Origin of the sequence: Bifidobacterium choerinum (assembly GCF_000741135.1) — a bacterium.
In the GTDB taxonomy this organism is placed as follows: Bacteria; Actinomycetota; Actinomycetes; order Actinomycetales; family Bifidobacteriaceae; genus Bifidobacterium; species Bifidobacterium choerinum.
The window spans coordinates 21,068-34,040 of the sequence record NZ_JGYU01000004.1; the positions used below are offsets into that span (position 1 = coordinate 21,068).

The 12,973-nt window shown below is 68.0% G+C and carries 13 protein-coding genes and 1 tRNA gene; 2 read left to right on the forward strand and 12 right to left on the reverse strand.

The window, feature by feature from the left end; genetic code table 11:
• Positions 1-123: 123 nt before the first annotated feature.
• The 6 genes from era to BCHO_RS03770 form a co-directional block, all read right to left on the reverse strand.
• On the reverse strand, positions 124-1,107 hold the full coding sequence (gene era / locus BCHO_RS03745) for a GTPase Era (protein WP_024541376.1): 984 nt from the start codon (positions 1,105-1,107) through the stop codon (positions 124-126).
• The gene (locus BCHO_RS03750) at positions 1,100-2,515 is read right to left on the reverse strand and encodes a hemolysin family protein (protein ID WP_029675652.1); all 1,416 of its coding nucleotides are present in this window, start codon (positions 2,513-2,515) and stop codon (positions 1,100-1,102) included. Before BCHO_RS03750 ends, era begins: the two co-directional genes overlap by 8 nt.
• Before the next feature lie 25 nt (positions 2,516-2,540).
• Positions 2,541-3,086 carry an rRNA maturation RNase YbeY gene (ybeY, locus tag BCHO_RS03755; protein ID WP_024541378.1) on the reverse strand — a complete coding sequence of 182 codons (546 nt, stop codon included), beginning with the start codon at positions 3,084-3,086 and terminating at the stop codon, positions 2,541-2,543.
• Complete coding sequence (locus tag BCHO_RS03760; protein WP_024541379.1) at positions 3,076-4,191, reverse strand: PhoH family protein; 1,116 nt, start codon at positions 4,189-4,191, stop codon at positions 3,076-3,078. The genes ybeY and BCHO_RS03760 overlap by 11 nt, the downstream gene beginning before the upstream one ends.
• A gap of 123 nt (positions 4,192-4,314) precedes the next feature.
• Positions 4,315-4,650, reverse strand: a complete 336-nt coding sequence (locus tag BCHO_RS03765; protein WP_024541380.1) for a histidine triad nucleotide-binding protein — start codon at positions 4,648-4,650, stop codon at positions 4,315-4,317.
• A gap of 121 nt (positions 4,651-4,771) precedes the next feature.
• Entirely contained in the window at positions 4,772-5,578 is an 807-nt protein-coding gene (locus BCHO_RS03770) for a 16S rRNA (uracil(1498)-N(3))-methyltransferase (RefSeq protein WP_024541381.1), read from the reverse strand.
• A gap of 121 nt (positions 5,579-5,699) precedes the next feature.
• Here BCHO_RS03770 and BCHO_RS03775 point away from each other — a divergent pair.
• Positions 5,700-5,787 (forward strand) — tRNA-Leu (locus BCHO_RS03775).
• A 93-nt stretch (positions 5,788-5,880) separates the two neighbouring features.
• Positions 5,881-6,756, forward strand: a complete 876-nt coding sequence (locus tag BCHO_RS03780; protein ID WP_024541382.1) for a TrmH family RNA methyltransferase — start codon at positions 5,881-5,883, stop codon at positions 6,754-6,756.
• A gap of 56 nt (positions 6,757-6,812) precedes the next feature.
• On the opposite strand, the gene BCHO_RS03785 is transcribed toward BCHO_RS03780, so the two are convergent.
• The 6 genes from BCHO_RS03785 to sufB form a co-directional block, all read right to left on the reverse strand.
• Positions 6,813-7,379, reverse strand: coding sequence for a metal-sulfur cluster assembly factor (locus tag BCHO_RS03785; RefSeq protein ID WP_024541383.1), 567 nt, complete (start codon positions 7,377-7,379; stop codon positions 6,813-6,815).
• 74 nt (positions 7,380-7,453) lie between these two features.
• Positions 7,454-7,993: a Fe-S cluster assembly sulfur transfer protein SufU gene (gene sufU / locus BCHO_RS03790; protein ID WP_420306444.1), complete on the reverse strand. Its 540-nt coding sequence runs from the start codon at positions 7,991-7,993 to the stop codon at positions 7,454-7,456.
• A gap of 93 nt (positions 7,994-8,086) precedes the next feature.
• The gene (locus BCHO_RS03795; protein WP_024541385.1) at positions 8,087-9,358 is read right to left on the reverse strand and encodes a SufS family cysteine desulfurase; all 1,272 of its coding nucleotides are present in this window, start codon (positions 9,356-9,358) and stop codon (positions 8,087-8,089) included.
• A gap of 20 nt (positions 9,359-9,378) precedes the next feature.
• Entirely contained in the window at positions 9,379-10,158 is a 780-nt protein-coding gene (gene sufC, locus BCHO_RS03800; RefSeq protein ID WP_024541386.1) for a Fe-S cluster assembly ATPase SufC, read from the reverse strand.
• The gene (gene sufD / locus BCHO_RS03805) at positions 10,158-11,384 is read right to left on the reverse strand and encodes a Fe-S cluster assembly protein SufD (RefSeq protein ID WP_024541387.1); all 1,227 of its coding nucleotides are present in this window, start codon (positions 11,382-11,384) and stop codon (positions 10,158-10,160) included. Before sufD ends, sufC begins: the two co-directional genes overlap by 1 nt.
• A gap of 3 nt (positions 11,385-11,387) precedes the next feature.
• Complete coding sequence (sufB, locus tag BCHO_RS03810; protein WP_029675654.1) at positions 11,388-12,869, reverse strand: Fe-S cluster assembly protein SufB; 1,482 nt, start codon at positions 12,867-12,869, stop codon at positions 11,388-11,390.
• Between the last annotated feature and the right edge of the window lie 104 nt (positions 12,870-12,973).

A 12,973-nucleotide genomic window follows, 5' to 3' on the forward strand; every position in this document is an offset into this window, starting at 1 on the left:
CGACGTGACGGCACGTCGCCGACGACGACGAAAGCCCCGCGGAAGGATATCCCTTCCGCGGGGCTTTCGTCGTTTCGCGTCCTTCCTCCGGCAGCGGACGGGGCCGTCACCCTCCCCCGCGCGTCAGAATCCGAGGCGGTCGAGCTTCTTGGGGTCCGACTGCCAGTTCTTCGCGACCTTGACGTGCATGTCGAGGACCGCCTTGCCGCCGACGATGCGGTTGACGGCGGTGCGCAGCCGCTTCTTGACGCGCACGAGGTGCTCGGCCTTGCGCCCGATGATGATCGGCTTCTGCGAGTCGCGTTCGACGTAGATCGAGACGAGCACATGCGTCTTGCCGGCGTAGCCCTCGCCGGTCTCGTTGTCCTGCGGGCGTTCGATCGCGTCGACGACGACGGCGAGCGAATGCGGCAGCTCGTCGTGCAGCTCCTCGAGGAAGGCGCCGCGTACGAGCTCGGCGATCTCGTCCTCGGGGCTCTCCTCGGTGATCTGCTCGGCCGGATACATCTGCGGGCCCTCGGGCAGATGCTCGACGAGCACCTTCGTGACCTCGGCGAGATTGTCGTCCTTGAGCGCGCTGACGGGCACGATGTCCGCGAAGTCGGCGAAGCCGTCGATCTCGATGAGCTTGTCGATGAGCTGCGAGCGGTCGAGCTCGTCGATCTTCGTGACGATCGCGACGAGCGGCACCTTCCAGACGAATCTGCCGTCCTCGGACTTCGTCGCGAACTGCGAGCGCAGGCGGCTGAGGATGCGGCGGTCGCCGGGGCCGATCTCCTGGTCCGCCGGCAGCAGGAACGCGATCTCGTCGCTGTCGGCGAGCGACTCGTCGACGACGTCGTTGAGACGCTGGCCGAGCAGCGTGCGCGGACGGTGGATGCCCGGCGTGTCGACGAGCACCATCTGCGCGCCGTCGAGCGTGAGCACGCCGCGGATCGCCTTACGCGTCGTCTCGGGCCTCGACGACGCGATCGCAATGCGGGTGCCGATGAGCGCGTTGATGAGCGTCGACTTGCCGACGTTCGGCCGGCCGACGACGGCCACGAATCCGGAGCGGTACGGCCGCTCCTGCGTTGCGTCCTGCGTGGTGTGCTGCTGATCAGTCATCGTCGTGTCCATGTTCCTTGCCGTCATGCGATATGCCATCGCCCTGTTGCTGAATCGTACTGCCAGTGTCGTCGCCGCCCTCGACGGAGACCGGCTCGACGACGATCGTCGAGACCTTCTTGCGCCGGCCGGCCGAGTCGACGGCCGTCAGGCGCAGGCCGTGCGTCGTCGCGCTCGCACCGACGATCGGCACACGTCCCAGCAGCTTGGTGAGCAGGCCGTAGACGGTGTCGACGTCGTCCTCGTCGAGGTCGATCTCGAAGATCTCCTCGAGATCGGTGATCGGCGTGCGCGCCGGCATGCTCCACGTGCGCTCGCCGATCCTCTTGGGTTCGGCGTGCTGCGTGCGGTCGTGCTCGTCGTCGAGCTCGCCGACGATCTGCTCGATCGCGTCCTCGATCGTGACCATGCCGGCGATGCCGCCGTATTCGTCGACGACGACGGCCACATGGTTGCGCGTGCGCTGCATCTCGTGGAAGAGGTCGTCGACCGGCTTCGACTCGGGCACGTACATCGGCCTGCGCATGATCGATTCGATGTCGCGTGCGCGCGCCACCGGGTTGAAGGCCGTCGCGCGCACCGCGTCCTTGAGGTAGGCCATGCCGAGCAGGTCGTCGATGTCGGAGCCGATGACCGGCACGCGCGAGAACCCGGAGCGCGAGCACAGGCACAGGAAGTCCTGCAATGTGCCGTCGCGCTCGATCGTGATCATGTCGGTGCGCGGCACCATGATCTCGCGCGTGAGCGTGTCGGAGAGCATGAGCACGTTGCGCAGCATGTCGGAGACCTCGGGATCGAAGCGGTTGGTCTCGATGAGCCGGTCGAGCGCGGCCTTGCCCTGCTCGTGGCGGATCTTCTCGAGCTCCTCGTCGTCGGAGATCGCCTCACCGCGCTCGCCGGATGCGGCGCGCTCGCGGCCGCGGATGAACGGCGTGAGCCTGACGCAGGCGGCGGCGAGCGGCGCATGGGAGATGAGGACGGACAGCGGCTTGGCGCTGCCGACGGTGCGCGGGCGCATGAGCACGGTGATGCAGGCGATGACGAGCGCGACGACGAGGCCGGCGACGAGCTGCACCCACATCGCGTAGCCGAGCGTCGCGGCGATGCAGGCGACGAGCACGCCGGTGAGCACGTTGCCGCAGATGCGGAAGAATGCGCACGAGTTCGACGCGGCGTAGCGGTGCATGACGATGCGCTGCGCCGCGTGCAGGCGCCTGATCTTCTTCTGGCGCGTGAAGTCGGACAGCTCGCCGTCCGACTGCACCTCGATCATCAGGTTGTTGAGGTTGGCGCGTGTGACGCGCGAGATCGCGCTTTCGAGCGCCGCGAGCATCATCGACAGCCATGCGAGCAGCACGGCGGCCACGGCGAGCGCGGCGATGATCGCGATCGTGAGTTCTTCGGACATCGTGATCCTCCCGGACGTCGTGGTCTCAGTGGCCGAGCTGGCGGTCGGCGCCGTGGGTCTGCTCGTAGATGGCGAGCGCGTCCGGCGCGTCGTCCGGCACGAGCGCAATCCACGACGTGCCCTGGCGCAGCGCGAAGAACGTGAGCAGCAGCTGACGCTGCAGCCCGAACATCTGGCGCTCCTGCTCGGGGGTGGCGTGGTCGTAGCCGAGCAGATGCAGGATGCCGTGGATCGTCAGCAGCATCATCTCCTCCATCGTGCTGTGCCCGGCGGCGGCGGCCTGCTGCGCGGCGACCCACGGGCAGATGACGATGTCGCCGAGGCAGCCCTCGCTCGGCGCGCCGTCGTCTCCGGGGCGCAGCTCGTCCATCGGGAAGCTCATGACGTCGGTCGGCCCCTGCAGGTTCATCCAACGCTCATGCAGCTCGGCGATCGGCTCGGGGTCGACGAACAGGATCGCCAGGTCCGACTGCGTGCTCACGCGCATCTGGTCCATGACCCACACGCCGAGATCGGCGAAGACCTTCGGGTCGATGATCCAGTCGGTCTCGTTGTTCACTTCAACGCTCATCGCGTGCGTCCTTCCTCTTGTCGTCACGCGCCGCGCCCTTCGCCGCGCGCGCCTCGTCGTAGCGTTCGTAGGCGGCCACGATCCTGCCGACGAGCTCGTGGCGCACGACGTCGCCGGCGTCGAGGTGGGCGAAGGCGATGCCGTCGATGCCGTGCAGCACCCGCTCGATCGAGACGAGCCCCGAACGCGGCGCCGCCAGGTCGACCTGGGTGACGTCGCCGGTGACGACCATCTTCGTGTTGAACCCGAGCCTCGTGAGGAACATCTTCATCTGCTGCGCCGTCGTGTTCTGCGCCTCGTCGAGGATGACGAAGGCGTCGTTGAGCGTGCGGCCGCGCATGTAGGCGAGCGGCGCGACCTCGATCGCGCCCTCCTCGATGAGCCGGTGCATGCGTTCGAGGCCGAGCATGTCGGACAGCGCGTCGTAGAGCGGCCGCAGATAGGGGTCGACCTTCTCGTTGAGCGTGCCGGGCAGGAACCCGAGGTTCTCACCGGCCTCGACGGCCGGGCGCGTCAGGATGATGCGGCGCACGCGGCCGTCCTCGAAGGCGCTCACGGCCTTCGCGACGGCGAGGTAGGTCTTGCCGGTGCCGGCCGGTCCGATGCCGAAGGTGATCGTGTTCGCCTCGATGTCGTTGACGTAGGCGACCTGTCCGGCCGTCTTCGGGCGCACCGGCACGCCGTTCGCCCAGGCGATCGTCCCCGGGACGCTGGGCTTGCGGTATTCGGCGTGCGCCTCGCGCGCGTCGGCGCGCCTGCGCGCGCGGATCCGGCGGATCTCGTCGGTCTGCGCGCCGTGTCCGGGCGCCTCGTCGCGCACGTCGTTGGACAGCACGCGCTGGTCGAGCATGCGACGCAGCGTCGGCGCGTCCATCGGATGCCCGTAGGCCGCGTCGATGATCAGGTGGAGCAGGTCCTCGGCCTCGGCGGCCTGGGCCTCCCCCGCCTTCGACGTCGAGCGGATCGTCACCCGGTCGCCCCGGATGTGGATCGTGATCTCGCCGAAGTCGCGCTCGAGCTCGCGGATGACCTCGTCGCAGGGTCCGAAGACGCGTACCGGGTCGAGCTGCTCCGGCACGATCACCGTTCGTGTTGTAGTCGCCACCACACCTCTCTCTGACGGCGCGCGGCATGCGCCCGTCGTCTGGAAAACCAATGGAATCGTCACTGGGAAACGTCAATGCGCGAACCGCGGCGCCCGCATGGGCACGGGGCGGGGCGCGGCGGCCTACTCGTCGAGCGGCTCGCCGGTGAGCACGTGCGCGTGCACGTGGAAGACGGTCTGCCCGGCCTTCTCGCCGGTGTTGAAGACGAGGCGGTACGAGCCGTCGTACTCCTGGTCGGCGATGCGTTGCGCGACCTCGACGATGTGCGCGAGCAGCTGCGCGTCGGCGCGCGCGAGCTCGTCGACGTTGCGGTAGTGTTCACGCGGCACGACGAGCACATGCACCTTCGCCTTGGGGTTGATGTCGCGGAACGCGTAGACGCTCGCGTCCTCGTACACCTTCTCGCTGGGGATGTCGCAGTTCACGATCTTGCAGAACAGGCAGTCCGGGTCGGTCATCGTCTTCCTCTCGTCCATATGGTCCACGCCCGCCCCTTGGCGGGCGCCTCCCATCGTATTGCCGCACCGGGATAAACAACGTCGGCGGCGTTCCTATTCCGAAGGCCGCCCGCCGCGGCCGTCAGCTGAAGCGCCCCAGCTCGCGCGACAGCAGGCTGAGCGCGACCGGGCCGGCCGTGGACGCGCGCAGGATGTTGTGCCCGAGCACGCAGACCTCGGCGCCCGCGTCCCTGAGCGCGGCGACCTCCGAGTCGGCGATGCCGCCCTCGGGGCCGACGACGACGTGGATCGTGCGCGTCTCGCCGTCGACGAGGCTGCGTTCGCGCACGCCGCGCACTCGACGCTCCACCTCGTCCCAGCTGAGCGTGGCGTCCTGATGGAGCACGACGACGAGGTCGCCGTGCGCGCATGCGCGCCCGCAGAGCGCGACGAGCCGCTTGCCGGTCAGGCAGTCGTGCAGTTCGGGCAGCGTCGCACGGCGCGACTGCTCGGTGGCGGCCATCAGCGTGGCGCGCCACTTGCGGTCGGTGCGCCCCGGCTTCCAACGCGCGATCGCGCGCTCCGACTGCCACGGGTAGACGTCGTCGACGCCGATCTGCGTGCTCACGTCGATGGCCTGCTCGTCGTGCCCGTTCTTGGCGAGGGCCTGCACGAGCGACAGGCGCACGAGCGGCGGCTCCTCCCTGACGAACGATTCGACGCACACGTCGCCGGCGCGCTCGTCGACGACGGTCGCGTCGATGCGCAGCCCGTGGCCGTCCGATATCTGCAGCTCGTCGCCCGTCGTCAGGCGCATCGACCCGAAGGCGTGCCTGCGCACGCCCTCCGGAAGCGTCATGATCCAGCCGGTGCGCCCCGACGCGATCTGCTCGGCCGACATCGGGGCGTCGTCATGGCTTGAATCCACAAGAAACAAAGGGTTGGTCATGGCCTCTAGGCTACCCCGGCACCGGTGCGACACGCCGATGTTGCGCACGTCGCGCAGATGCCCTATAGTAATCAACTGTTGCCGCTGAGAACACAGCACAGTGATCAGCACAGCGACCCGGGTCCGGGTGGCGGAATGGTAGACGCGCTAGCTTGAGGTGCTAGTGCCTATTTTATACAGGCGTGCGGGTTCAAGTCCCGCTCCGGACACGACCAAGACCGGTGGTTCATGAGAACCACCGGTCTTTTTCATTATATCCATCGCGCCCTCCCCCGGGCGCGGCACATCACGGGAGGCCTGCCGTGCAATTCATCCGACTCGAATCGATCGACGACCCACGGGTCGAGGCGTACACGAACCTGACCGAGCTGCAGCTGCGCAACCGTCTCGAACCGGCGAAGGGGCTGTTCATCGCCGAATCGCCGAAGGTCATCACGCGCGCGCTCGCCGCCGGCCGCGAACCGATCTCGCTGCTCGTCGAGGAGCCGTGGATCGACGGCATGGCGGACACCTTCGCCGCGATCGACGCGCGGTGGGGCGACGACGTCCCCGTCTACGTCGCCTCCCCCGAACAGCTCAGGCGCCTGACCGGCTACCGGCTGCACCGCGGCGCGCTCGCGGCGATGCGGCGCTGGCCACTGCCGTCGGTTGCGCAGGTGTGCGAGGGCGCGACGCGCGTCGCCGTCCTCGAGAACATCGTCGACCATACGAACGTCGGCGCGATCATGCGTTCGGCCGCGGCGCTCGACGTCGACGCCGTCCTCGTGACGCCGTCGTGCGCCGACCCGCTGTACCGGCGCGCCGTGCGCGTCTCGATGGGCACCGTCTTCCAGGTGCCGTGGACGCGCATCGGCGGCGACGACGTCCGTTACTGGCCGTGGAAGGGGCTCGAGGAGCTGCACGGCCTGGGGTTCACGACGGCGGCGATGGCGCTCAGCGACGATTCGATCTCGCTCGACGACCTCGTCGCACGCCTTGCGCCCACTGTCCCCGACGGCGGGCGCATTGACCGTCTCGCGCTGATCTTCGGTACCGAGGGCGACGGCCTGTCGCGGCACACGATCGCCAACGCCGACCTCACCGTGAAGATCCCGATGGGACACGACGTCGATTCGCTCAACGTGGCCGCCTCGAGCGCCGTCGCCTTCTATGCGACGCGCGATGCACGCCGTCGATAGTCGGCGCGCATCGCGCGTGGGATGGAATGGATATGGAATATGACGCGAGGCCGTGCTCAGTAGCGCGGCATCGCGTCGAGGTTGAAGCCGAGCGCGGCGAGCTGCTCGCGGCCCTCGGGCGTGATCTTGTCGACGGTCCAGCGCGGCGTCCACGTCCAGTCGATGCGGAACTCCTCGACGAGGCCGGCGAGCGTGCTCGCGCATTCGTCCTCGATGAGGTCGGTCAGCGGACACGCCGGCGTCGTCAGCGTCATCGTGATGATCGCGCGGCCGAGCTCGTCGATCTCGATGCCGTAGACGAGGCCGAGGTCGATGACGTCGATGCCGAGCTCCGGGTCGATGACCTGATGGAGCGCCTCCATGACATCCTGCGCCGTCGCGCGGCCGATCTCGTCGACGCCCTTGAGCGCGATGGCGTCGCCGCAGCCGCAGCCCTCGCCGCCATGGCCGCCGCAGCAGCCGTCCTGCCCGTCATGGTCCTGCGCCGTCTCGGCGTTGCGGCTGACGTCCTTCGCCAGCGACGGGTTCGCGATGATCGCCTGCGCCGTCACCTCGTCCCCGACGACGCCGCTGACCGCGTCGAGGATCGTAGCCTGCGGTCCGGGCACCAGATTGTCGCTCATCATCTTGTCCTTCCTCAAAAAAACTTGCCAAAGTCGTTGCGTCCGTTCCCGACGGGTGCGGGGTCTCCCCGCGCTCAGGACGCCCTGCGCTGCGCGGCGAGCGCCTTGGCCACGGAGTCCTTGAGGCCCTCCCAGCCGAGCAGCGCGCATTTGATGCGCATCGGGTACTTCGAGACGCCCTGGAACACGGTCGCGTCGCCGAGCTCGTCCATCGCCGCCTCGTCGTCGAGCCCTGCGCCGCGCGACGACATCAGCGCATGGAACTCGTCGAACAGGTGCATCGCCTCGTCGACGGTGCGTCCGCGCACGAGGTCGACCATGATCGACAGGCTCGCCTGCGAGATCGAGCATCCCTGACCGTCCCAGACGATGTCCTCGATGCGGTGCGGCTCGTCGCGGCCCACCTCCACATGGACGGTGACCTCGTCGCCGCAGGTCGGGTTGAACTGGTGCGAACGCGCCGTCGAGCACGCCTCGTGCCGCGCCATGACCGTCGCCTCGCCGTCGGCGACGGACGCGTCGCCGGCCTGCGGGAGCGCGCCCTTGCCGTGCGGGTGGCGGGAGGCGTCGAGGATGACCTCCTGATACATCTGTTCGAGTTCGTCGGCCATCATGCCTTCCTTTCCGTGCGGGCCGCGCGTTCGTCGTCCCTATCGGGCCAACAGCTCGCGGCCCGCATTATTCCTTCCGCCGCTCCCCTGCCGCGCTCAGCGCAGGAAGAATGGCCTGACGCCCCTGACCGCCTCGACGAGCGCGCGCGCCTCGTCGGGGGTGTTGTAGACGCCGGCCGACGCGCGGTTCGACGCGAAGACGCCGAAGTGCCGGTGGATCGGCTGTGCGCAGTGGTGGCCGACGCGGATCGCGATGCCGGACGCGTCGAGGAACTGACCGACGTCGTGCGGGTGCACGCCGTCGACCTCGAAGGCGACGGTGCCGATGCGGCGCCGGTCCGTCGTGGAACCGAGGATGCGCACGCCGTCGACGTCGCCGAGCCTGAGCAGCTCGTCGGTGATCGTCCGTTCGTGCTCGGCGATGCGGTCCATGCCGATGCCCATCATCCAGTCGGCGGCGACGCCGGCGGCGACGACCTGTGCGACCGGCTGCGTGCCCGCCTCGAAGCGCGCCGGCGGATCCATGTACAGCGCCGGGCGGTCCATGTAGGCGAGCTCGACCATCGAGCCGCCGAAGCGCGCCGGAGGCAGCGCCTCGAGCAGCTCTCTCTTTCCGTACAGGAAGCCGACGCCGGTCGGTCCGTACATCTTGTGCGCGCTGAACGCGGCGAAGTCGACGTCGAGCGCGTGGAAGTCGACCGGGATGTGAGGCACCGACTGGCAGGCGTCGAGGACGACGATCGCGCCGACCTCGTGCGCGCGGCGCACGATCGGCGCGACATCGGTGATCGCACCGGTGACGTTGCCGATGTGCGTGACCGCGACGATGCGCGTGCGCTCGCCGATCGTCTCGGGCGCGAGGTCGGCCATGACACGGCCGTCCTCGTCGACCTCGAGCCATCTGAGCGTCGCGCCGGTGCGCGCGGCGAGCTCCTGGAACGGCAGCAGCACCGAATGGTGCTCGGCGCGAGAGACGACGATCTCGTCGCCGGGCTTCAGGGCGAAGCGTTCGGCTTCGGCGCCGCCGCGGCCGAGCGACGCGTTGCCGATCGCCGTGGCGAGCATGTTGAGTGCGTCGGTCGCTCCCATCGTCACGACGAGCTCCTCGCCGCCCTCGTCGCTCGAGGCGCCGACGAGCCTCGCGACCTTCGCGCGCGCCTGTTCGAAGGCGACGGTCGAGCGTGCCGCGAGCGTGTGCGCGCCGCGATGCACGCCGGCGTTGATCGTCTCGTAGAACTCCGATTCGGCGTCGATGACGCTCTGCGGCTTCTGCGCCGTCGCGCCGCTGTCGAGGTAGACGAGCGGATGCCCGTTGATCCGCTGGTTGAGGATCGGGAACTGCGCGCGTATCGTCTCGATGTCCTTCATCCGCGTTCCGTTCCCCCCGCTCAGGCGAGCGCCGACTCGGAGTCGGAGCCTTCGGGCAGGTACTCGTCGTAGCCGCGCTCCTCGAGTTCGTCGGCGAGCTCGGGGCCGCCGGTCTTGACGAAGTGGCCGTCGGCGAAGACGTGGACGATGTCGGGCTTGATGTACTTGAGGATGCGCGTGTAGTGCGTCACCATCAGGATGCCGAAGTCGTCGGCCGCCTTGGCGCGGTTGACTCCTTCGGAGACGATGCGCAGCGCGTCGACGTCGAGGCCCGAGTCGGTCTCGTCGAGGATCGCGAACTTCGGCTTGAGCAGTTCGAGCTGGAGCACCTCGGCGCGCTTCTTCTCGCCGCCGGAGAAGCCTTCGTTGACCGAACGCGTCGCGAACTTCGGATCCATCTTCAGGCGCTTCATCGCCTCGGTGAGCTCCTTCGTCCACGTGCGGATCGCCGGCGCCTTGCCGTCGATCTCGGTCTTCGCGGTGCGCAGGAAGTTCGTCATCGACACGCCCGGCACCTCGACCGGGTACTGCATCGCAAGGAACAGGCCGGCCTTGGCTCGCTCGTCGGGGGTCATCGTCAGGATGTCCTCGCCGTCGAGCAGCACCTGCCCGGAGTCGACCTCGTACTTGGGGTGGCCGGCGAGCGTGTACGCGAGCGTCGACTTGCCCGAGCCGTTGGGTCCCATGATCGCGTGCGTCTCGCCGGAGTTGACGGTCAGGTTGACGCCGCGCAGGATCTGCTTGCGGCCCTCCTTCGTCTCGACCGATGCGTACAGGTCCTTGATTTCGAGCGTGGACATTACTTCTCCTCCAATGCGTGTTGCGTGTCTTCGTCTTCACCGCGCGCCAGACGGCGGTCGATCGCGTCCATCAGATGGGCCGCGAGTTCGTCGATGCCGATCTCCTCGACGAGTTCGCCGAAGAAGCCGCGCACGACAAGCTTGCGCGCCTGACGTTCCGGGATGCCGCGCGAGCGCAGGTAGAACAGCTCCTCGTCGTCGAAGCGGCCCACGGAGCTCGCGTGGCCGGCGCCGATGATGTTGCCGTTCTCGATCTCGAGGTTCGGCTCGGAGTCGGCGATCGCGCCCGGCGTGAGCACGAGGTTGCGGTTGAGCTCGTAGGAGTCGGTACCCGGCGCCGTCGGTTCGATGAGCGCGTTGCCGACCCATGTCGAATGCGCGCCCTTGCCGCTGAGCGCGCCCTTGTAGACGACGCGCGAACGGCATTCGGGATGGTTGTGCACGACCATCGTGCGATGCTCGATGTGTTCGCCGGGGTCGACGAAGTAGATGCCGAGCATGTTGAGGTCACCGTGTTCGCCGCCGAACTCCTGGTCCATGCGGATGCGCACGAAGGCGCCGCCGAGCGTGACGACCGAGTGGCGCAGCGACGATTCGGCGCCCAGCCGGATGCGGTGGTTCGCCACATGCTTCGAGTCGGCGGACCACTCCTGGATGAAGGTCGTGCCGATGTGCGCGTCGCGTCCGGTGACGATCTCGACGCCTTCGGCCAGCTGCGCGTCGCCGTCGTGTTCGACGACGACGTCGCCGTGCACCTGGTCGCGCGCGACGATGACGAGGTGCAGCGCGTCGGGGTCGAGCCCCTCGCCGTGCACCTGCACGAGCACCGGATGCGCCGGCTCGCGCTTGAGTTCGACGACCCATGCGCTCCTCGCGCTGTTCCATTCGACGGCGGCGGCACGGTCGGACGGCTTGCCGACGGCGCCGCACGGCGCCTCGCCGATCGCGACCTCGCGCACGTCCACGTCGTCGTCGTCGAGCGGCGAGCCGTCGATGTAGCCGACCGAGATGCGCGTCTCTCCGCTCGGCGCGAAGGGTTCGAAGAACTCGGGGATGCGGTCGATCGGCGTGAAGCGCCAGTCGTCCTGCTTGCGCGTCGGCGTGGCGAAGTCGGCCACGTCGAAGGAGCGCGGGCTCGTGTCGGCGCTCGACGGCATCGCCGCCGGCACCGCGTACGGATCATCGGGATCCGCGACCGGGATGTTGATTTCCACGTTGTCTGCCATCGGTCAGCCCACCGATCCTTCCATCTGCAGTTCGACGAGTCTGTTGAGTTCGAGCGCGTATTCCATCGGCAGCTCGCGGCTGATCGGCTCGACGAAGCCGCGCACGATCATCGCCATCGCCTCCTTCTCCTCGATGCCGCGGCTCATCAGATAGAAGAGCTGGTCCTCGGAGACCTTCGAGACGGTCGCCTCGTGCGCCATCGAGACGTCGTCCTCGCGCACGTCCACATGCGGGTACGTGTCGGAGCGCGAGAAGTCGTCGACGAGCAGCGCGTCGCACACGACGTTCGAGCTGGCGCCCTCGGCGCCGTCGACGATCTTCACCAGTCCGCGGTAGGCGGAGCGTCCGCCGCCGCGCGAGATCGACTTCGCGACGATCGTCGAGCTCGTGTGCGGCGCCAGATGGATCATCTTCGCGCCGGTGTCCTGATACTGCCCGGCGCCGGCGAAGCCGAGCGACATCGTCGAGGCGTTCGCGTACGGCTCGGCGAGGATGCACGCCGGGTACTTCATCGTCGTCTTCGAGCCGATGTTGCCGTCGACCCATTCCATCGTCGCGCCCTCGCGCACGTAGGCGCGCTGCGTGACGAGGTTGTAGACGTTGTTCGACCAGTTCTGCACCGTCGTGTAGCGTACGCGCGCGTTCTTCTCGACGATGATCTCGACGATGGCCGCGTGCAGCGAGTCGGTCGAGTAGATCGGCGCCGTGCAGCCCTCGACATAGTGCACATAGGAGCCTTCGTCGGCGATGATGAGCGTGCGTTCGAACTGGCCCATGTTCGGCGTGTTGATGCGGAAGTAGGCCTGCAGCGGGATGTCGACGTGCACGCCCTTGGGCACGTAGACGAACGAGCCGCCCGACCATGCGGCCGTGTTGAGCGCGCCGAACTTGTTGTCCTCGGGCGGCACGACGGTGCCGAAGTACTTCCTGACGAGGTCGGGATATTCGCGTACGGCCGTGTCGGTGTCCACGAAGATGACGCCCTGCTTGGCCAGGTCCTCCTGGATCGAGTTGTAGATGACCTCGGACTCGTACTGCGCGGCGACGCCGGAGACGAGACGGCTCTTCTCGGCCTCGGGGATGCCGAGGCGGTCGTAGGTCTCGCGGATGTCGTCGGGCAGGTCCTCCCAGCGGGCCGCCTGCTTGCCGACCGGCTTGACGTAATACTTGAAGTCCTGCGCGTGGAAGCCGGACAGGTCGACGCCCCACTTGGGCATCGGCTGCTCGACGAAGGCCCGGTAGCCGCGCAGGCGCATGTCGAGCATCCATTCGGGTTCGTGCTTGTCGGCCGAGATCTCGCGCACGACGTGCTCGTCGATGCCCTTCTTCGCCGCCTCGCCGGCCGCGTCGGAATCGTGCCAGCCGTACGAGTATTCGCCGAACTGACCGATGATCTCGTCATCCTGTCTTATCTTGTCCTCGTTGACGCGGCCGCGATCAGCAAGATACTGATTCATCTCCACGTCGGACGCTGCGTTGGGCATCTGATTGTCTGCCACAGGTCGCCGCCTCTCGTTTTCTTGGTTGTTCCGCATTACATGGTAACGGACGACGTATGGACACGCCAGAGCGTTTCACGCCCGGCCGC